Annotated in this window: 19 protein-coding genes; 13 read left to right on the plus strand and 6 right to left on the minus strand. The window is 29.1% G+C overall.

What is annotated here, in order from left to right; all coding sequences use genetic code 11:
* Positions 1-254 precede the first annotated feature (254 nt).
* The 6 genes from ACI48Q_RS00775 to ACI48Q_RS00800 all read left to right on the plus strand — a co-directional run bounded on the left by ACI48Q_RS00775 (position 255) and on the right by ACI48Q_RS00800 (position 7,892).
* Complete coding sequence (locus ACI48Q_RS00775) at positions 255-821, plus strand: TetR/AcrR family transcriptional regulator (protein WP_474917137.1); 567 nt, start codon at positions 255-257, stop codon at positions 819-821.
* Between the two features lie 121 nt (positions 822-942).
* On the plus strand, positions 943-3,387 hold the full coding sequence (locus tag ACI48Q_RS00780) for a YhgE/Pip family protein (RefSeq protein ID WP_474917138.1): 2,445 nt from the start codon (positions 943-945) through the stop codon (positions 3,385-3,387).
* Positions 3,388-3,894: 507 nt separating this feature from the next.
* Positions 3,895-4,842, plus strand: a complete 948-nt coding sequence (locus tag ACI48Q_RS00785) for a DMT family transporter (protein ID WP_474917139.1) — start codon at positions 3,895-3,897, stop codon at positions 4,840-4,842.
* A gap of 91 nt (positions 4,843-4,933) precedes the next feature.
* Entirely contained in the window at positions 4,934-6,106 is a 1,173-nt protein-coding gene (locus tag ACI48Q_RS00790; RefSeq protein WP_474917140.1) for a murein hydrolase activator EnvC family protein, read from the plus strand.
* A 524-nt stretch (positions 6,107-6,630) separates the two neighbouring features.
* Complete coding sequence (locus ACI48Q_RS00795) at positions 6,631-7,761, plus strand: sodium ion-translocating decarboxylase subunit beta (RefSeq protein WP_474917141.1); 1,131 nt, start codon at positions 6,631-6,633, stop codon at positions 7,759-7,761.
* Positions 7,761-7,892 carry an OadG-related small transporter subunit gene (locus ACI48Q_RS00800; RefSeq protein ID WP_474917142.1) on the plus strand — a complete coding sequence of 44 codons (132 nt, stop codon included), beginning with the start codon at positions 7,761-7,763 and terminating at the stop codon, positions 7,890-7,892. The genes ACI48Q_RS00795 and ACI48Q_RS00800 overlap by 1 nt, the downstream gene beginning before the upstream one ends.
* A 196-nt stretch (positions 7,893-8,088) precedes the next feature.
* Here the strand turns inward: ACI48Q_RS00800 and ACI48Q_RS00805 are convergent, their stop codons facing one another.
* The 6 genes from ACI48Q_RS00805 to ACI48Q_RS00830 form a co-directional block, all read right to left on the minus strand.
* On the minus strand, positions 8,089-8,898 hold the full coding sequence (locus ACI48Q_RS00805; protein WP_474917143.1) for an ABC transporter ATP-binding protein: 810 nt from the start codon (positions 8,896-8,898) through the stop codon (positions 8,089-8,091).
* A complete protein-coding gene (locus ACI48Q_RS00810) occupies positions 8,864-9,769 on the minus strand; it encodes an ABC transporter permease (RefSeq protein ID WP_474917144.1) in 906 nt (301 codons plus the stop codon). Before ACI48Q_RS00810 ends, ACI48Q_RS00805 begins: the two co-directional genes overlap by 35 nt.
* 27 nt (positions 9,770-9,796) lie before the next feature.
* Positions 9,797-10,792, minus strand: a complete 996-nt coding sequence (locus ACI48Q_RS00815; protein WP_474917145.1) for an ABC transporter substrate-binding protein — start codon at positions 10,790-10,792, stop codon at positions 9,797-9,799.
* Positions 10,793-11,121: 329 nt separating this feature from the next.
* On the minus strand, positions 11,122-11,535 hold the full coding sequence (locus ACI48Q_RS00820; RefSeq protein ID WP_474917146.1) for a HutP family protein: 414 nt from the start codon (positions 11,533-11,535) through the stop codon (positions 11,122-11,124).
* A 168-nt stretch (positions 11,536-11,703) separates the two neighbouring features.
* Positions 11,704-12,387 carry a DUF554 domain-containing protein gene (locus ACI48Q_RS00825; protein ID WP_474917147.1) on the minus strand — a complete coding sequence of 228 codons (684 nt, stop codon included), beginning with the start codon at positions 12,385-12,387 and terminating at the stop codon, positions 11,704-11,706.
* On the minus strand, positions 12,381-13,046 hold the full coding sequence (locus tag ACI48Q_RS00830; protein WP_474917148.1) for a GntR family transcriptional regulator: 666 nt from the start codon (positions 13,044-13,046) through the stop codon (positions 12,381-12,383). Before ACI48Q_RS00830 ends, ACI48Q_RS00825 begins: the two co-directional genes overlap by 7 nt.
* A 394-nt stretch (positions 13,047-13,440) precedes the next feature.
* On the opposite strand from ACI48Q_RS00830, the gene ACI48Q_RS00835 reads away from it, so the two are divergent.
* The 7 genes from ACI48Q_RS00835 to pdxR all read left to right on the plus strand — a co-directional run bounded on the left by ACI48Q_RS00835 (position 13,441) and on the right by pdxR (position 19,745).
* Entirely contained in the window at positions 13,441-14,292 is an 852-nt protein-coding gene (locus tag ACI48Q_RS00835) for an ABC transporter ATP-binding protein (RefSeq protein WP_474917149.1), read from the plus strand.
* Between the two features lie 12 nt (positions 14,293-14,304).
* Entirely contained in the window at positions 14,305-14,964 is a 660-nt protein-coding gene (locus ACI48Q_RS00840; RefSeq protein ID WP_474917150.1) for an ABC-2 transporter permease, read from the plus strand.
* A 12-nt stretch (positions 14,965-14,976) separates the two neighbouring features.
* Positions 14,977-15,639 (plus strand): ABC-2 transporter permease, encoded by a 663-nt coding sequence (locus tag ACI48Q_RS00845; RefSeq protein WP_474917151.1) that lies wholly within the window; start codon positions 14,977-14,979, stop codon positions 15,637-15,639.
* Between the two features lie 32 nt (positions 15,640-15,671).
* Positions 15,672-16,046 (plus strand): GntR family transcriptional regulator, encoded by a 375-nt coding sequence (locus ACI48Q_RS00850; protein ID WP_474917152.1) that lies wholly within the window; start codon positions 15,672-15,674, stop codon positions 16,044-16,046.
* A 23-nt stretch (positions 16,047-16,069) separates the two neighbouring features.
* Positions 16,070-16,921, plus strand: a complete 852-nt coding sequence (locus ACI48Q_RS00855; RefSeq protein ID WP_474917153.1) for an ABC transporter ATP-binding protein — start codon at positions 16,070-16,072, stop codon at positions 16,919-16,921.
* A 467-nt stretch (positions 16,922-17,388) separates the two neighbouring features.
* On the plus strand, positions 17,389-18,291 hold the full coding sequence (locus ACI48Q_RS00860) for a D-alanine--D-alanine ligase (RefSeq protein WP_474917154.1): 903 nt from the start codon (positions 17,389-17,391) through the stop codon (positions 18,289-18,291).
* A gap of 11 nt (positions 18,292-18,302) precedes the next feature.
* A complete protein-coding gene (gene pdxR, locus ACI48Q_RS00865) occupies positions 18,303-19,745 on the plus strand; it encodes a MocR-like pyridoxine biosynthesis transcription factor PdxR (protein ID WP_474918309.1) in 1,443 nt (480 codons plus the stop codon).
* Positions 19,746-19,991: the final 246 nt, after the last annotated feature.

Raw genomic sequence — 19,991 nt, forward strand, 5'->3', positions numbered from 1 at the left:
ATATATAATGTTGAATTTTAAAGGGTAATATAGAAATAGATAGAATAATTAAGTAGTGATATAAAGTTTTGAAAATGTAACGGTGGATTTTTAAAAATAATAACTGACGGTCTATAATAAATACCATTGCATATAAGAAAAGAACTTTATGTTTAAATTAGAATGTAAAAATAATATATTGAATTTAATATTTCATAAGTTTTAAAACATAGATTATATAATTAAAGTAGAGTGTTTGGAGGTATTTTAAATAAATGAATAAGACTAAGTTACAAATATTCAAAGCAGCAATAAAATCATTTTCTATATATGGGTATACAGGAACTACTATGGATCAGATAGCGGAATATGCAGGAGTAGCAAAGGGAACTCTATATTATCATTTCAAGAGTAAGGAAGAGATGTTTAGCTTCATAATAGAAGAAGGTTTAAACTTAATGATAGATGAGGTTACTTCAGAAGTTAAAGCGTATGAAAATCCTCTAGAGAAATTAAGAGTGTTATGTAAATTACAGCTTTCTGTATTATATAGGGATAGAGATTTTATAAAGATTGTATTAAGCCAATTGTGGGGTCAAGAAATTAGACAAATAGAGTTAAGAAACAAAGTAAGATTGTATCTTAAACAGATAGAAGGGTATATAAAAGACGCCATGGATGCTGGATTGGTTAGGAGTGGAAACCCCACTTTCATGTCCTATGCTTTTTTCGGAAGCTTATGCTCAGCAGCAGTTTATGAGGTTATAAATATTGACAAAATCAATTTAGATTCAGTAATAGAAGAATTAATAGAATATAGTATTAGAGGACTTCAAAGTTAAAGTAAACTTCTATATGTTAAATTTTTATGAGCATATAGAAGTTTACTTTTTGCTATTGACATATAATAAATTTCGCAGTATATTTAAAACTGACCAGTCAGTGCAAAAAGGAGTGATATATATGAATTTTCTAAAAATAGCTTGGAAGGATATATCTAGTATATTTAAGAATAGGCTTATTAGAGTGTCAGTTATTGCAATAATAATTGTTCCTTTATTATATAGTTTGCTTTATCTGGCAGCTTTTTGGGATCCTTATTCTAGACTAGATAAATTACCAATTGCTTTTGTAAACTTAGATAAGGGTACAACTAAAGATGGTGATGCAGTAAATTATGGTCAAGACTTAGTTAATAATTTAAAGGATAACAAAGAAGTTCAATGGAATTTTGTTGATCTTAGTGAAGGGAAAGATGGAGTTGAAAATGATAAATATTATTCAGTTTTTATAATTCCAGAAAACTTTTCAACAAATGTTCTTAGTGCTAAAGATGGAAAACCACAGCAAGCAAAAATTATTTATAGTGCCAATGAGAAAAAGAATTTTCTATCTGCTCAAATAGGTCAAAGAGTAGAAGATAAACTAAAGGCAGAAGTTATTGCAAATGTAACTGAAGAATATACAAAGGTAACTTTTGATAGCATTTATGAATTAAAAGATGGTATGGCACAAGCAAGTGATGGGAGTAAAGAGCTTTATGATGGAATTTCAAAATTAAATGAAAAAATTCCAGAAATGACAGATGGAGTCGATAAACTTTATAATGGATCAACTGATTTAAATAATGGACTCAATCAATTGAAAAAAAATACTCCAGCCATGCAAGAAGGAGCAAATAAATTATATGAAGGATCTACAGCTTTAAAAGGTGGATTAGAATATTTAAATAATAATGCATCAACTTTAAGTGAAGGTACTAAGAAGTTACTTGATGGTGCAACTCAATTAAGTCAAGGTGTAAATACTAATGCAGTAGTTAATAATAAGCCAGTTGGATTAACTAATGGATTGAATGCACTATCACAGGGAATGGAGAACGCTAAGAATGGAGTTAATGAACTAGGTAATTCACTTGAAAGTTTAAACAAGGCGGTAAATATAGGAGGGGATGGAAACCCAAGTCTTGTACAGGGTATTACAAAGGTTAATAGCGGTGTAAACTCACTTGGAGGTGCAGTAGGAGCATTTAATAAAGTTGTAAATAATGGTGATATTCCAAAAACAAATGGAATGAGTAATGATCAAATAGTTAATTCTTTAATAAATCAATACAGTAAAGCAACTAATAATGATGAAAAAGTAGCAATTTTATCACAGATGGTATCAACATTAAATGTAGCAGTGAATGTAGATCAAAGTGCTACAGAGCCATCCCTTAAAACTGCTGTAAATTCAATAACAAATAATGTTACTGTAGACTCTCAAAGTAAGCCAAGTCTTGGAACTGCTATTGGAAGTTTAAATGAAGCAGTGAATAATGGTTATAATGGAAATCCTAGCTTGAAATCAGGAATTAATGAAGCTGATATTGCTGCAAAAACATTAGTTCAAGGATCTATCAAGGTAGGACAAGGGGCAGAAGCGTTAACACAGGGAATAGAACAATTAAGCTCTAATATACCAGGACTAACTGGTGGCGTTGGCAAATTAGCTCAAGGAGCTACAGCTTTAAATGGTGGAATTGGTGAATTAAAAGAAAAAATGCCTGAACTAAGTAGTGGAGTTAACGCACTTTCAGATGGTTCTATTGCAATTAATAATGGATTAAAAACATTAAGTGATAAAATGCCAGAATTAAAAGATGGGGCACAAAAACTTGACGATGGTTCAGAAGAACTTGCTACAAAACTAAAAGAAGGTTCAGATAAGCTAAATAATAATGTGATTAATACTAGTAATGATATGGCTGAATTTGTATCCAATCCAATAGAATTAGAGGATACACCAACTAATACTGTAAAGGATTATGGAACAGGATTCACACCATACTTTATACCACTTTCATTATGGGTAGGAGCAATTATGATGTTCTTTGTTATTTCAGCAAGAGTTGAGAATAATATGAATGCAGGTGCTATATCAGTAGTTACTGGTAAGTATCTATCATACAGTTTTATAGGAGTTTTACAAGCAGTCCTTGCAAGTATAGCAGTTTTAGCTTTAGGCTTAAAACCAGAGAATATTCCATTGTATTTTGCATTTAATATATTGATGTCTCTAGCATTTATAGCAATAATGCAATGCTTAATATCAGTATTAGGAGATGCAGGAAGATTGCTAGCCATAGTATTATTAATTCTTCAACTTACATCTTGTGCAGGTACATTCCCACTAGAATTAGTACCTGATTTCTTCAAAGTACTAAATCCATTTATGCCTTTTACTTATTGTGTATCAGGATTAAGAGAAATTATTTCAGGAACAAACAATGCAATAATAGTAAGAGATATTGGAGTGTTATTTATAATTACTGTTGTATTCTTAATAATATCAGTATTGCTTAAAGATAGAGGAGAGAAGCTACAGGATAAAATGGAAGAACGAAAAGAAGTAATGTCAAATTAAGAATTTATAATATTAGAGAATAAAAATAAGAATAAGAAGGGTTGTTTTATTTATACAACCTTTCTTTTTTTATGGCTATATTCTATGGGAATTTTATAAGAAATATAAAATCAAAAAATGATACATATATTTACATAAAAAAAAATAAATGGTATGATTTAATTAACAAATTTATGAGGGGTGATTTTTATGCCAGATAAGGGAAAGAGTAAAGGTGGAACAAAAAAGCCAAAGACAGCTGGTAAGGATACAGGAAAAACTAAGAAAAAATAACCTTTTTATACTAATTAAAAGCAGAGTATATAATCCATATTATTACTTAGATAATATGGATTATATTTATTTTGAAAGCTAATATAAAAATTTGTATATCAAGTAAGGAGATTTTAGAAACCTTATATGCATAATTCTTATATATTTATAAACAGTTCATTTAGTGGTATATTTAGTAGTGAAGTATATTTATAAGAGGAGATTAATTTACAAGTGAATACTAAAGAGTTTTTTATGAAGAAAAAAGTAATATATATATTTGCTACTGTATGCTGTATGCTATGGGGAAGTGCCTTTCCAGCGGTAAAAAGTGGATATGAAATATTTAACATTGCGTCAGATGATATACCTTCTAAATTAGTATTTGCAGGGTATAGATTCTTTTTTGCAGGTATAATAGTACTTTTTATAGCACTATTAAGTAAAAAAGAAGTTTTTAAATTTAATAAAAAACAATTAGGACAAATAGCCTTACTCGGAGTTACGCAAACCAGCTTACAGTACATATTTTTCTATTTAGGATTAGCTTATACCAGTGGTACAAAAGGTTCTATTTTGAGTGGAACAGGAGCTTTTTTTAGCGTTATAATAGCTCATTATATATACATAAATGATAAATTGAATTTTAAGAAGACCTTAGGGTGTATTATAGGTTTTATAGGTGTAATTATTATTAATTTTAATTCACAGTTGTTAGGTTCTTCTTTTACTATAAAAGGTGAAGGAGCGATCATGCTTTCTGCATTAATACTTTCTGCATCAGCTATTTATGGTAAAAAACTTACTCAGTCTATGGATTCAATAGTGGTAACTGGATATCAATTATTCATAGGAGGAGCTATACTTATTAGTCTAGGATATGGGTTTAATGGCTCTATATCAGGGTTTACAATGAAATCCACAAGCTTACTTATATATCTTGCGATGCTTTCTTCAGTTGCATTTTCATTGTGGACAATTCTATTAAAGTATAATAAGGTAGGAACCGTGGCCGTTTTTAATTTCTTAACACCTATATTTGGTTCAATATTATCAGCTATATTTTTACATGAAAACATATGGGAGTTGAAGAATGCTATAGCATTAATATTTGTTTGTATAGGTATATGGCTAGTTAACAGAGAAAGTAATAAGATGAATGATAGATTGAAGCCTTCAAAAGAAGAGATCAAGGTAGATTAAAATTAGTTAAGAAGTTGACAAGAAGTTTCTACATTGATAAAATTACATAAAAAATAAAACAGACAAGCATTGTATTCTGAAGGGAGTTTTTATGAATAATAAAACTAAAATTGTAATAGCATTGGTATTATGTAGCAACCTAGTTACAGGAAATGTGCTAGCAAATGGTATTAGTGATATGAAGAATAAATCCAATGATATTAAACAAGAAATTAATAATGGTAAAAATGAGATAAAAGAATTAGAGAAAAACAAGGAAAATATTCTTAATGATATTCATGAATTAGATAAAAATATCAATGAGGTAGATAGTGAAGTTAAGCAAATAAATTCTAAAATAAGTAATTCAAACAAAAAAATAGAAACTTTACAGGTTAAATCAGAAGAATTAAAGGTTGATTTAGCAAAAAGTGAAAACTTGATGGCAAAAAGGCTTCGTATTATGTATATGAATCAATCTCAAAGTTACATAGAAATATTATTTGGATCAGAAGGACTTTATGATTTCCTTGAAAAAGTAGAAATTATAACAAGTTTGGTTAAATATGATAATGATATTATAAATGAATTTAAAGAAAAACAAGGTGAACTACAGAGCACTATGACTCAAGTTAAAAATGAAAAAAGCAATCTTGAAGATATGATGCAAACTGTTAGCAATAAAATGAATACTTTAAAAGATAAAAAGCAAGAGAAAGATGTACTTATGGCTAAAATTGAAAATGAGATTGATGTACATGAAGCCATATTAGCACAACAACAAAATGAATTTGATGAAATAGTTGTGGCTATTAGGAATATGGAAGCTGAGCAGAGACCATCTAGAGGGGACTCTGACCCTGACTCTAGTGATGGACAAGTATCAAATGGAAATATTTTTTCAATAACAGGGGGAAGAGGATATACTATAACTCAGAGGTTTGAAGGTAGAGTTAATCCTATTACAGGCAAGCAAGAATTTCATGGAGCTCTTGATATAGGGGCACCTTATGGAGCAAGTGTACATTCACTTCAAAATGGAGTTGTAGCTTATGCAGGTTGGATGAATGGATATGGAAATGTAGTGGTTATAGATCATGGAAATATTAGCAGTCTATATGCTCATAACTCTCAGCTTTTAGTTAGCGAGGGGCAGAGTATCAGTGGAGGACAAGAAATTGCAAAGGTTGGATCTACAGGATGGTCAACAGGACCACATATACATTTTGAGGTAATTAATTCTAGTGGCGAGAAAATTGATCCAATTTCATATTACATATATTAAGTGATTAAGGGTGTCTATTTGAAATAGACATCCTTTTCTTTCTTACTATCCGATTATTCTAATATTTTACGGAATAAGTCAAAAATTCTAATACTTTAATTAAGTAAGGGAACTCTATTAATGAGAACCATATAAATATGTAAAAGAATTTATTGAAAAATTACAAATATTATATATAATTAATGTAATATATTTGTAATAATTTATACTTTGGAAATTCATTATGAAATAATAAAGCATTGATGAATTTATAAGAATTTTAGAATGAATTTAATAAAATCCTGAGAAATTAAACACTTAATTGTAAAAATGTGGACTCATATCAAGGGAGAATCTTAAAGAAAAATTAAAAATATTAATAATATGTTAATAAAATAGATAAGGTAGTGAATAATTCAAAAATATAATATAAAATTACAGATATACTGCAGAAAATTTTTAATAATGAAAGTTTAGTTGCAATTTTCAAATTTTATCTGTAACTAAAAGTTTATAAGTAATTTTGTATTAAAGGGGGCGTAATTATGGATTTTCTGGTAAATGGAATTATGGCTATAACTTGGCAGCAAGTAATAATGTGGGTTATAGGAGCAACACTAATATGGCTAGCAATAAAAAAAGGATTTGAGCCAACACTTTTATTACCAATGGGATTTGGTGCCATATTAGTAAACATTCCTTTTTCAGGTGCTGTGACACAAATTATTGGTGGTCATGCAGAGGTAGGAATAATTGATAACTTATTTAATATGGGTATAGCAAATGAGCTATTTCCACTAGTACTATTTATAGGTATTGGAGCTATGATTGATTTTGGACCACTATTAACTAATCCTAAGATGCTTTTATTCGGAGCAGCAGCGCAATTTGGTATATTCTTCACTTTAAGTTTGGCTGCATTGCTAGGATTCTCATTAAAGGATGCAGCATCTATAGGAATTATAGGAGCAGCAGATGGACCAACTTCTATATTCGTAGCTAACTTCTTTAAGAGTAATTACATAGGGGCCATAACGGTAGCAGCATATTCTTATATGGCACTTGTTCCTATTATACAACCAGCAGCTATAAAACTTGTTACAACAAAGAAGGAAAGACAGATAAAAATGACCTACAATCCAACAGCAGTATCTCAAAGTACTAAAGTATTATTTCCAGTAGTTGTTACTGTTATTGCAGGACTTTTTTCACCAACATCTGTAGCACTTGTTGGATTCCTAATGTTTGGTAATTTAATTAGAGAGTGTGGAGTACTGGAGAGACTATCATTAACAGCTCAAAATGAATTAGCTAACTTAGTAACTATACTTCTTGGTATTACTATAGCTTCTAAAATGAAAGCAGTTGATTTCGTAACATGGCAAACTATAATGATTATAGGTCTTGGCCTTGTAGCATTTATTTTTGATACTATTGGTGGAGTACTGTTTGCGAAATTCTTGAACCTTTTCTCAAAGAATAAGATAAATCCAATGGTAGGAGCTGCTGGAATATCTGCATTCCCTATGTCAGCTAGAGTAATTCAAAAAATGGGTCAAGAAGAAGATCCACAAAACTTTTTATTAATGCATGCAGTAGCAGCTAACGTTTCAGGACAAATTGGCTCTGTTATTGCAGGAGGATTAATATTAGCCTTAGTTGGAGGTATGATTTAATGAATATAGATAATTTCATTATAAGTTTAGGTGTAATGGGTAAGGGTATGGCTGGAATTTTTATAGTAATGGCTATAATTTTCCTTTCAATTAAATTATTAAATTCTACATTTAAAGGTGGAAAAAAATAATATATTATAATTTAAATATTTATAATCAATTAAGAAAACAGCTCAAATAGGAGTTAAAAAACTGAATAGATTTTATTAAAACTTATATAAAAAATAATGGAGTGAAAAATCACTCCATTATTTTTTTCTTTATTATCTTATACTTTTTTAGAAATCCTTAAAAATAATGGTTAATATTTAAGGATTTAACTCATTATTATATTTCTGATACCTTGGACAATAGTACTCTATCATCTAAAATATCCTTTGAACAAAGTTTTTCAAAGCAATCTAACAGCTTATTAACTGTAAGATTTTTCTTTTCAGTTCCAGCTACATCTAGAAGTACTTTCCCTTCATGGAGCATGATTAATCTATTTCCATACTTTACAGCATGATTTAAATTATGAGTTACCATTAAAGTTGTTATATTTTTTTCTCTAACTAATTCATCTGTAAGTTCCATTATAATCTCTGAAGTCTTAGGATCTAAAGCAGCTGTATGTTCATCTAATAATAATAGTTCAGGATTACTTATAGTAGACATTAAAAGAGATAGTGACTGACGCTGTCCACCAGATAAGAGACCAACTTTTACATGAAGTTTATCTTCTAAACCTAGATCTAAGGTTTCTAATAAACCTTTAAAAAAATCTTTATTCTTTTTATCTACACCTGGAGTTAGACCAAATTTCCTTCCCTTGTTATAAGCAAGAGAAAGATTTTCTAAAATGGTCATAGAAGGTGAAGTTCCTAAAGTTGGATTTTGAAAAACCCGTCCTATAAATTTTGATCTATTATATTCACTTAAATGAGAGATACTTTTGTTATGTAAAGTAATGTCTCCAAAATCTTCATCTATAGTACCAGCAATTATATTCATAAGAGTTGACTTACCAGCTCCGTTACTACCAATTATAGTTATAAAATCATTGTCATTAACAGTCAGGTTTAAATCATTTATTACAGTGGTTTCATTCACTGTGTTTGGATTAAATACTTTGTTCAAGTTCTGTAGTTTTAACATTTACTTTTACCCCCTTAACTGTTCTTGGTTTTCTCTTTTTAACTATAGCAGGTCCACTAAGAGTCAAAGCAATAACCACAATAATAGCTGTTATTAACTTTAAATCAGATGGTGATATATTTAGTTTTAGCGCTATGCCTGTAGCTAATTTATACAGTATAGAACCAGTAACAGCTAGTGTTGTTGGTGCTGCAAATTTTAATTTTTTAAATACAGTTTCACCAAATATAATAGCAGCAAGTCCAGCAACTACTATACCTATACCCATACCAACATCTGAAAAGCGTTGATATTGAGCCATAACAGCTCCAGATAGTGCAACTAAACCGTTGGCGATCATAAGTCCAAGTATTTTTATCTTACCTATATCTACTCCTAGAGAAGTTATTAGTTGAGGATTATCTCCCGTACTTCTTAATAAAAATCCGCTTTTAGTTTTAAGAAATAAGTCTAATAATACCTTGCAAACCAACACTATTATTGAAATAATAATTATAGGTGGTAGGTTATATGAGAATATTGTAGTTTCATTTAGAAGAGGCAAATTGGCTTTTCCCATAATTCTAAGATTTACTGAATATAATGCAGTCATAACTAAAATACCTGATAATAGATTAGTTATTTTACATTTAACATGAAGTATGCCTGTAAATAAGCCTGCTATCATGCCAAAGACTATACTAAGTAGCGACGCTGCTATGGGGTTAATACCATTAGATATTGCAATAGCAGCCACAGAAGCTCCAAGAGGAAAGCTTCCATCTACAGATAAATCAGGAAAATCCAAAATCTTATAGGTTATAAACACACCAAGTGCCATTATTCCAAAAATTAATCCCTGTTCTAAAACATTAATCCAAAAACTTAACATTAAATTCACGTCCTTTTAAATTTATTATTAGTCAATAACTTTAGCACTATCTAAAAGTTCCTTAGGAATTTCTATACCTAGAGCTTTAGCTGCAGTTTTATTAATAACTATTTCAGTTTCCTTTAAAGTTTCAACTCCCATTTCAGAAGGAGTTTTACCTTTTAAAACTTCAAGTACCATTTCAGCAGTTTGCCTACCTAAATTTTCATAATTAATACCATCTGTAGCCAATGCACCACTAACAACATGGGCTTCTTCAGCACCTATAATAGGTACTTTTAACTCTGTGGCTTTGTTGCTAATTAATGCCATAGAAGAAGCTATTATATTATCTGCTGGTGTATATAGTACATCTATCTTTTTTAGAAGACTTTCCAAAGCTTGAGGAATATCATTAACACTAGTAACACCAACATCGATGACTTCTAATCCAAATTTGGAACATAAATCCTTTAGAAGTTTTACTTGAGCCTCTGAATTGGCTTCACTAGTATTAAATATAACTCCTAGAGTTTTAGCATTAGGAGCTAACTTTTTCAATAAATTTAATTGATTTTCTACTGGTGTCATATCACTGGTGCCAAAGACGTTAGTTTCACTTTTGTCCCAGGATTTTACAAGACCAGCTTCTACAGGGTCAGTGATTGCAGTAATGCCTATCGGAATTTCTTTTGTTGAATTAAAGGCTGCTTGAGCAGTTGGAGTTCCAATAGCTAGAATTGCATCTGTTCTCTTAGTTGAGAAATTTTGCGCAATAATTTGAGCAGTTGAGATGTCTCCTTGAGCATTTTGATAATCTATTTTTAGATTTTCACCTTCTTTAAAACCATTTTCCTCCATTGATTTCAAAAATCCTTCTCTAGCTGAATCTAGAGCGGGATGTTCAGCCATTTGAGTTATACCAATGGAAACACTTTTACTGCTAGAGTTTTCAGCATTTCCACTTTGGGATGAACAACCAGTTAGAACAGCTCCTACTAAAATACTACCTAAGATTAAAGTTTTTAAATTTTTTCTTACCATACTACCATCCTCCTAAAATATATAATAAAAGAGAATTTTTTTCTCTTTTATAGCAAAACAAAAAGCTACGAAATTAAATAATGTTGAGTAAGAGTTTATCTATAAATTCAACATAAATTTAATTTGTAGCTTAAAATATCTTTAATAAAATATACTAGGATACATTTGAAATGTACTAGATATTTTTAATTTATTAAATTATTAATTTAAATAGACAATAAAAGTAAATTAAACTCTACCATACTACTATACTACGAATTATAATTATGTTTTACGAATCAACTACTATACTACTTAGATATCTTACTAGATATCCTAACTACTTAATACTACATGGATATGGATCTATGCCCAAGTCCTATTACTACTTCATTTAAATGGAGTACTCCTATGCTCATAAAGATACACACACTTATATGTTCCTTATATCTAGCAATTCCTATCTTTCCTCCAACATTTAAACCATTGGCCTTTTCTGAAATTTGCATAATTGCTTCTCTTGTTGCTCCTATTACAGCACCATCATGTAGGTGGCAATCTTTAATAATACCAGAGCGCTTAGAGGCAACTAAAGCTCTTTCGATAATTTTTGGAATAGAATTTATAAGATTTCCTCCAATGTCTACTGCTACAGATAAAATTTCTTTATCTGTAAAATCTTTTATTAATTGCTCCTCTTGTTTTCTTGAGGATATTGCCATTTCCACAGAAGCCTTTGCTATATCTACGCTTGACCATTCCATATTCTATTCCTCCTACTAAGACGTAGTGATTATACTATTATTATATTCTAACGAAAAAAATCCTTTTAATCAATACAATTCTACAAATTTCTCTAAGAATTTAAATAATAGAGGAAATGTGTTCTTATTTGTACTTGAAACTGAATCTGAAGATAAGATTTATTTAACTTAGAATAATTTCAGCACAAGGTCAGCGATTATAGGTAAGAATACTGCAGGTAAAAGATTAGAGATTTTAATTTTTGTACATCCCAAAATATTTAATCCTAGTCCTATAATAAGAAGGCTACCACAGCAGGTCATATTACCTATTACAGCTTCTGAAAGTAAGGGACTTAAAAAGGTAGCAAAAATTGTTATTCCTCCTTGATAAATTAACACTGAAATAGCAGATAATGCTACACCTATACCTAAGGTTGATGAGAATATTATAGAGGATATTCCATCTAAAATTGACTTGGATATCAATATGCTGTGATCATTGCGAAGTCCACTGTCTAAGGCACCAACTATAGCCATTGCGCCTACACAAAACAGTAATGTAGCTGTTACAAAGCCCTCAGATATATTACTATTACTATTCTTAAATTTACTTTGTATCTTATCTCCTAAGTTATTTAATCTATGATCAATATCTATAGTTTCACCTATTAATGCACCTGATGCCATACATATGATGACTACTAATAAATTGTTAACTTTAAGAGAACCATCTATTCCAATAAATAAGATACATAAAGCAAGAGCTTGCATAATAGTATTACTAAGATTTTTATTTATACTATTTTTAAAAGATAAGCCTATAATAGTTCCGATAATTATAGCTAAAGAGTTAATTAGTGTTCCTAACATTTTTGCTTCACCTGCAGTGATTGAAAATTAGAATTATTAACACACCAATGAACTTGCTTTAAGTAGTTTTGAACTCCAATTTTATCCTTTTTCTTAAAAAATTCAATTATATTTCTGTGCTCAGCATTAGTGGCATTAAGTACTTCTAACAAATTGTCAATTGAATTGGAAGTATAAGTTTTTCTAATAAGTTTTCTTTTTAGTTGAGTTATTATATTTATCAATTCCAAATTATCACATAAATCTATATATATATCATGAAATTCTACTTGTAGAGTAAGGTAAGTTTCAAAGAGGCATTTTTCAATAGCATTATCCATTGACGCTACTAAAAAGTTCATGTTTTTAATATCTTTATCGCATATGTTGTCTATTGCTAAACTAGCAGCTAGTCCATCTAATGTACCTATAATTTCATATAGTTCACTAGCTTTTTTCTCATCAATATTTCTAACCTTGAATCCTTTTCTTGGAGAATTTTCTAAGTAACCATCTGATGCTAATTGTATAAGAGCTTCTCTTACAGGAGTTCTGCTTATATTTAGCTCATCACAAATCTGTTGTTCATTTAATTTTTCATCAGCACTTAAAGTGCCATTACTTATTTTTTCAGAAATATAATTATATACGTGATCTTTTAAAGACATATATTTATTCATAAAGCCTCCTGTTTGGGTAGTAAATAAAATATAATATTTTCATATATAATATTTTAACAGCTAAACTTATTTTTAACAATTCAAATCATCATAGAATGGTCAAAAATGTTAGATTAATTACAAATAATATATAAATTAGTGATATATAAGATGTTTATATAAAATAAGATAGATCTAATAAAGGTCTATTTAAGCAATAATATGTAATTTTTTATCGATACTACATTGAAACATCGCCTTAATTTAACATAATAGTACATATAGAGTAAAAAGTTTATTATTGACAAGTGTGTATATAGAGTATATACTGTACATATAGAGAATGAACAGTATATACGATATGCTAATGGAATTTTAAAAATAAATATTTTATGTATAAAGGAGAAAAAATTATATGGATAATGTATTAGAAATAAAAAACTTAAGTAAAAAATATAAAAATTTTAAGCTAAATAATATAAATTTAAATTTGCCAGTAGGATTTATAATGGGATTTATAGGGGAAAATGGAGCAGGAAAAACCACAACTATAAAACTTATAATGAATTTGATATCTAAGGATAAAGGAGAAATAAAGGTTTTTGGAAAGGATAATATAAAGTGTGAAAGAGATATAAAAGAAAGAATAGGCTTTGTATATGAGGATTGTTTTTACTATGATCATTTATCAATAAATGATAATGGGAAGATAATTTCTAATTTTTATAAAGATTGGGATTCTTCTACCTTTAATAGTTATTTAAATAAATTTTCTTTAAACAAAAATCAAAAAGTAAAAGAGTTATCTAAGGGTATGAAGATGAAGTATGCCATAGCTATCGCACTAAGTCATAAAGCTAAATTATTAATATTAGATGAACCTACTTCAGGTTTGGATCCAGTTGTCAGGAGGGAAGTATTAGACATACTTCAAAGTATAATACAAGACGAAGAAGTTGGAATTTTAATTTCTACTCATATCACATCAGACTTAGAAAAGATAGCAGATTATATAACTTATATAGATAAGGGGAAAATAATCTTTTCTAAAGGTAAGGATGAAATATTAGATGAATATAAGATAATTAAGGGAGATAAAACATTGTTGACTTTAGAGAATAGAGATTTATTGAAGGGTATAAGGGAGACAACGTATGGGTTTGAGGGACTTACTAATAAGTTGGATGAAGTAAAAAGGGTATTTAGAGGAAATGTTGTAATAGAAACACCTAAATTAGAAGATATCATGTTATTTTATAGTCGATAGGGGGATATAAAAATGGGAAAGATTTTGATGAGAGAATTAAGTTTAAATTTTTCAAATCTAAAAAGCAGACAGCTGTTAGCAATAATAGGTATTTTTGCAATAGTAACTATAACTAATAAAGGAACAAGTTTATTTCCATATTTAATGTTATGCTTGGGAATGTTTTCAATTATATGTACCGAAATGGAATCAAGGGATAAGGTTTATATGAGTATACTAAGCGCACCTTGTACAAGAAAAGAATATGTTACTGGAAAATTTATTAGCTCTACAGTTTGGATTTTAGCTACTGCAACGATATCCGTATTAGTGTGTAAAGGCCTATATATGATAAATTCAAATTATTTTATAGACGTAAATATTGTGGCAGTAAAGTTTTCAGTTATTTATATGATATTTATGATAGGAATATATTACTTACTATATTTTTCGCTAGGAGTTAAATATGCAAAGATAAGTTATTATATTTGTTTTATATTACTATTTGTGGGTTCAATGTCATTCTATAATATAATGGACTATGTAGTAGCTAAAAGAGTAATTAATAGTGGATTGAAGATAGTATATAATAATACACTTATTGGCAATTCAATTTTGCTAGTATTAATTTTAGCTGTAGTAACCTTATTTAGTGTAATATCTACAATATTTTATGAAAAAAAGGATTTGTAAGGGGGAATTACTATGATAGCACTTTTAAAAAAAGATTTTATAACTAGTAGAAAACCATTACTAATCATAAATGTAATTGCTGGATTAATGTTAGGATTAGTAACTAAATATACTAGAGATGCATTGCCAATGACGTATACTGTAGCAACACTTTTGGTCCCAGTAATTGTTAATAGATTTACAGCTACAAGTGAGTTAAGAAAAAACTATGATTTAATTATAAATAGTTTCCCAGTTAAAAGAAGTGAGATAGTTTTAAGTAAATATATATATTATATGATTGCTTATATAATTTCCTCTATAATTATGTTCAGTATAGTTGTTACATTAGGAAGTTTAAGTAAGGAAGAATTGACAACAATCTTCTTAATACAATCCTTAACCTTTATATACTATGTATTAATCATTGGAGCTACTAACTATACCTACTATAAATTAGAGTATTCTGTGGCAGTAAAGTATTCTTCAATAATTATGCTTTCAGTATTTTATTTACCCTATGCTTTAGTATTTGCAGGGAAGAAATTTTTCCCTGAGCTATTTAATAATATAATAAATAGCATAATGAGTGGTTCCATAAATAGGATTACAATAGTTGCATTCCTAGCTGGAGTAATAATATATGCTATATGTATGGTGCTATCTGTTGAGGCTTACAATAAAAGAGATTTATAATAACAAAAGAAGTTTTAAGTTGGAGGGAATATATGAATATAATTATAAATAACTCCTCAGGAGAACCAATTTATTCACAAATAGAGAAACAAATAAAAGATCATATTTTAATGAATAGATTACAACCACATGAACCACTTCCATCTATACGAATGTTAGCTAAAGAACTTAGAATTAGTGTTATAACTACAAAGAGAGCATATGAAGAATTGGAAAGTGAAGGATATATTTATACTTTACCAGGCAAAGGATCCTTTGTATGTGAACAAGATGTAGAATTAGTTAGAGAGACAATAATAAGAAGTGTAGAAGAGCATTTGGGTAATGCTATAGACCAGGGGTCTAAGATTAATCTTTCATTAGAAGAGATGAAAGATATATTAGAAGTGTTATATACAGAAAAATAGATTTAGTGTAAGAGGTGGGGAATATGGAAAATATCTTAGAAATAAAAAATTTGACTAAAAAATATAAAAGTTTTACTTTAGATAATGTATCTTTCAATATAGAGAAAGGATATATTATGGGTTTCATAGGACAAAATGGAGCAGGAAAAACTACCGTTATAAAAGCTATAATGAATTTAGTTAAAAAGACGAGTGGAGAGATTAAGGTATTTGGAAAAGATAATATAGAATTTGAAAAGGAAATAAAAGAAAAAATAGCCTTTGTATATGATGAATGTTTTTGTTATGAACATATGACTTTAGAAGCAAATGCAAATTCATTAAGTAAATTATATAGAAATTGGGATAATGACCTTTTTAATTCTTATTTAAAAAAATTTAGACTAAATAAAAATGAAAAGGTAAATCAATTATCTAAAGGAATGAAAATGAAATTTTCCATCGCGCTGGCTCTAAGCCATAATGCTGAGCTTATTATTATGGATGAGCCTACTTCTGGACTTGATCCAGTAGTTAGGTCGGAAATTTTAGATATATTCTATGATATTATACAAGATGGAAATGTGTCTATTTTGATATCTACACATATAACTACAGATTTAGAGAAAATAGCAGACTATATAACTTATATTAAAAATGGGAAAATAGTGTTTTCAGAATCAAAAGAAGAAGTTTTAGAAAAGTATAAAATAGTAAAAGGTGATAAAAATTTAATTACTAAAGAGAATGAAAAATATTTAAAGGGAATTGTTAATAATGCTTTTGGATTTGAGGGATTAACATCAGATGCATCTAAAGCAAAGGATATATTCGGAAAAGATGTAATCTTAGAAAATGCATCTTTAGAAGATATAATGGTATATATAAGCAAATAGAATAAGGCATTGTTTTAATATGTAGTTCTAAAATCCACACCATATTAAAGCAATGCCTTATTTTATAGTGATTTATAAAGTTATTCACAATAGTTTATAAAAGGGATTTATGATTATTAACAAGTTATCCAAAGAATAAGCATAAGAATTTAGATATCCTATTATATGATATAATGCAGATTTATTATATAGTTAAAAGGAGTGATTGTGGATAATGTTGATAGTCTGCATGTGGGGAATAGTATGAATCTGAATATTTTGTGGATAACTCTGTGGATAAAGCGACCAAATTGTGGATAAATTCAGATTTTTTACACATTGGATGGACAAATAAGTAAAAGTACCACTATGGTTGAAAAGTTTAAAAGTAGTGGTACTTTTTCATATAGCTATATATACATATAATATCAATATAGAGCAAAGTAGGTATTTAAATATAGATAAAAAAATTATTTAGGAGTGATAACATGAAGGTGGCAGTAATAATGGGAGGATTATCCTCAGAAAGAGAAGTGTCATTAAATTCAGGAAGAGAAATAGTTGAAAATTTAAATAGAGATAAATATGAAGTGATTCCTGTAATTATGGATTCAAAAGTTGATATTATAGATAAAATAAAGGATATAGATTTTGCATTTATAGCTCTTCATGGTAAATTTGGAGAAGATGGTACAATTCAAGCACTACTTGAAAGCTTTAATATTCCATATTCAGGCTGTGGTGTTTTAACTAGTGCACTATGTATGAATAAGAATATAACAAAAAAACTATTACTAGTGGAAGACATACCTACAGCACCATGGATAATTGTTAAAAATGTAGAACACATTGATTATAAAAAAATTAGAGATATAGGATACCCTGTTTTTGTGAAACCAAATAGTGGAGGGTCCAGTGTAGCTACATTCTTGGTTAAAAATGAAGAATCATTATGTGAAAGAGTTAGAGAAGTATTAAGATATGATGAAGAGGTAATGATTGAAAAGTATATACAAGGTGATGAATATACATCTTTCATATTAAATGGAGAAGTTTATCCAACGGTAGCGATTAAGGCAACTAAGGGAGAGTTCTTTGACTATACAGAGAAATATAGTGCAGAGGGAGCAAGAGAAGAAGCTATAATTTTACCTGAAGAACTACAGGAAAAAATAAATCATATATCTAAAATATGTTGGAATATATTTAATTGTAGGGTATATGTTAGATTAGATATAATAGTAAAAGATGGAGTACCGTATGTGCTTGAAATAAATACCTTACCAGGTATGACAAAGACTAGCCTTATACCCAAAAGTGCAAAGGCTGCTGGTATAGAATATGATGAATTGCTAGATAAGATAATAGAGTATTCATTAATAGAGAGGTGATATAATTTTTGATTTTTTCTAATTTAGAGTTTAAGGAAAAACAGACCATATATATTCAAATAAAAAATCATATAGAAGATATGATATTAAAAGGAATGCTCTCAAGAGGAAGTAAACTACCATCTACAAGAGAATTAAGTAAGTTACTAAAGGTAAGTAGAAATTCAGTCATAATGGCATATGAGGAATTAGAAGCGGAAGGTGTTTTATATACCCTTAAGGGCAAAGGCACCTTTGTTAGTGAAAATGATGTGTGTGAACTATCTAAGTGGAGTATTGATTGGAATAATAAGATTAATAAGTACGCTAAAATGGCTGAAGATTTAGATATTAATAAAAATGAGATACAGTGGGAAAAAGGTATGATATCCTTTAAAAGTATAGCTCCAGAAGGAGATTTATTTGATATAGATGAATTCAAGAAGGCATTTTTAAATAGGATATCATTAGAAGGACATAAGCTTTTAAACTATGGGTATGCTCAAGGATATAAGCCATTAATTGAATATTTGTTGAGTTATATGGAAAATAAAGGAGTGTCAACAAAGAATAAAGATATAATAATTACTAACGGCTTTACAGAAGGCTTGGATATGATATTGTCATCTCTTACAGTAGAAGGAGACAATATCATATGTGAAAATCCAACTCATAATACAGCTATTAAGCTCATGAAAATTCATGGGCTTAATGTCATAGGTGTGGAGATTAATAACCAAGGTATAGATATAGATATATTAGAAAATAAGATTAATAGTAGTAAACCTAAGTGTGCTTATCTAATTCCATCCTATCATAATCCCACTGGCACAGTTATGCAGCCAGAGAAAAGATACAAAATATATAATATTTTGAAAAAAGCGGGGGTTCCAATTATAGAAGATGGTTTTAATGAAGAATTATTATATACTGGTTCCCATGTATCACCATTGGCTGCTCTAGAAGGAGATGGAAATGGAGTTATTTATATTGGGAGTTTTTCTAAGATACTATTTCCAGGAATAAGACTTGGATGGATATTAGCAGATAAGAGACTTGTAAATATCTTAGAAAGTGTAAAAAGATGTAGAACTATACATTCATCAGTTATAGATCAGGCTATATTTTATGAATATCTTCAAAGTGGAGCTTTTGAAAAATACATGAAAAAGGTGAGAAAATTCTATAAGGAAAAATATGAATTTATCTTAAAATGTATAAAGAAATACCTTCCTACCAAGGAGATTTGGGGAGAAGGAGGGCTTCATATTTTTATAAAATTAGATGGTTTAAATGCTAGAGAGGTATTGGAAGAGTGCTATGCTAGAGGGGTGATTTTTACTCCAGGAGATATATTTTATATTGATGATAGTGGATCAGAAACCTTAAGATTAGGAATATCAAGGGTTGCCTATGAAGATATTGAAATAGGAATAAAAATAATAGGGGAAGTAGTTAGGGACATGACAATATAATTACATATTGATACGCTACATTATAGATGATATAATTAAGCTCATAATTATATATGGTAAAAGGGAATGACCGCTCGAAGGAGATTATAAAGTCAACATACTGGTTTCACAACCTGGCTTTATATTGACCATTTAGTGTCAAGGCGAGGCTTTTAACACAGAGGATTGCTATAATCTTTTGTGTTAAAAGTCTTCTTTTATATGTAAAAAAAGTAATCACCCCTGGGGTCGTTACATATATTTACA

The organism is Clostridium sp. LXY-7 (assembly GCF_056172015.1).

Bases quoted from the DNA above. Each gene is read 5' to 3' on its own strand.
- ACI48Q_RS00855 (WP_474917153.1), top strand. From the start codon at position 16,070: ATGGAAAATATCTTAGAAATAAAAAATTTGACTAAAAAATATAAAAGT.
- ACI48Q_RS00860 (WP_474917154.1), top strand. From the start codon at position 17,389: ATGAAGGTGGCAGTAATAATGGGAGGATTATCCTCAGAAAGAGAAGTG.
- ACI48Q_RS00850 (WP_474917152.1), top strand. From the start codon at position 15,672: ATGAATATAATTATAAATAACTCCTCAGGAGAACCAATTTATTCACAA.
- ACI48Q_RS00775 (WP_474917137.1), top strand. From the start codon at position 255: ATGAATAAGACTAAGTTACAAATATTCAAAGCAGCAATAAAATCATTT.
- ACI48Q_RS00785 (WP_474917139.1), top strand. From the start codon at position 3,895: ATGAAGAAAAAAGTAATATATATATTTGCTACTGTATGCTGTATGCTA.
- ACI48Q_RS00790 (WP_474917140.1), top strand. From the start codon at position 4,934: ATGAATAATAAAACTAAAATTGTAATAGCATTGGTATTATGTAGCAAC.
- ACI48Q_RS00815 (WP_474917145.1), bottom strand. From the start codon at position 10,792: ATGGTAAGAAAAAATTTAAAAACTTTAATCTTAGGTAGTATTTTAGTA.
- ACI48Q_RS00780 (WP_474917138.1), top strand. From the start codon at position 943: ATGAATTTTCTAAAAATAGCTTGGAAGGATATATCTAGTATATTTAAG.
- ACI48Q_RS00840 (WP_474917150.1), top strand. From the start codon at position 14,305: ATGGGAAAGATTTTGATGAGAGAATTAAGTTTAAATTTTTCAAATCTA.
- ACI48Q_RS00810 (WP_474917144.1), bottom strand. From the start codon at position 9,769: ATGTTAAGTTTTTGGATTAATGTTTTAGAACAGGGATTAATTTTTGGA.
- ACI48Q_RS00835 (WP_474917149.1), top strand. From the start codon at position 13,441: ATGGATAATGTATTAGAAATAAAAAACTTAAGTAAAAAATATAAAAAT.
- ACI48Q_RS00820 (WP_474917146.1), bottom strand. From the start codon at position 11,535: ATGGAATGGTCAAGCGTAGATATAGCAAAGGCTTCTGTGGAAATGGCA.
- ACI48Q_RS00830 (WP_474917148.1), bottom strand. From the start codon at position 13,046: ATGAATAAATATATGTCTTTAAAAGATCACGTATATAATTATATTTCT.
- ACI48Q_RS00825 (WP_474917147.1), bottom strand. From the start codon at position 12,387: ATGTTAGGAACACTAATTAACTCTTTAGCTATAATTATCGGAACTATT.
- ACI48Q_RS00800 (WP_474917142.1), top strand. From the start codon at position 7,761: ATGAATATAGATAATTTCATTATAAGTTTAGGTGTAATGGGTAAGGGT.
- ACI48Q_RS00845 (WP_474917151.1), top strand. From the start codon at position 14,977: ATGATAGCACTTTTAAAAAAAGATTTTATAACTAGTAGAAAACCATTA.
- ACI48Q_RS00805 (WP_474917143.1), bottom strand. From the start codon at position 8,898: ATGTTAAAACTACAGAACTTGAACAAAGTATTTAATCCAAACACAGTG.
- ACI48Q_RS00795 (WP_474917141.1), top strand. From the start codon at position 6,631: ATGGATTTTCTGGTAAATGGAATTATGGCTATAACTTGGCAGCAAGTA.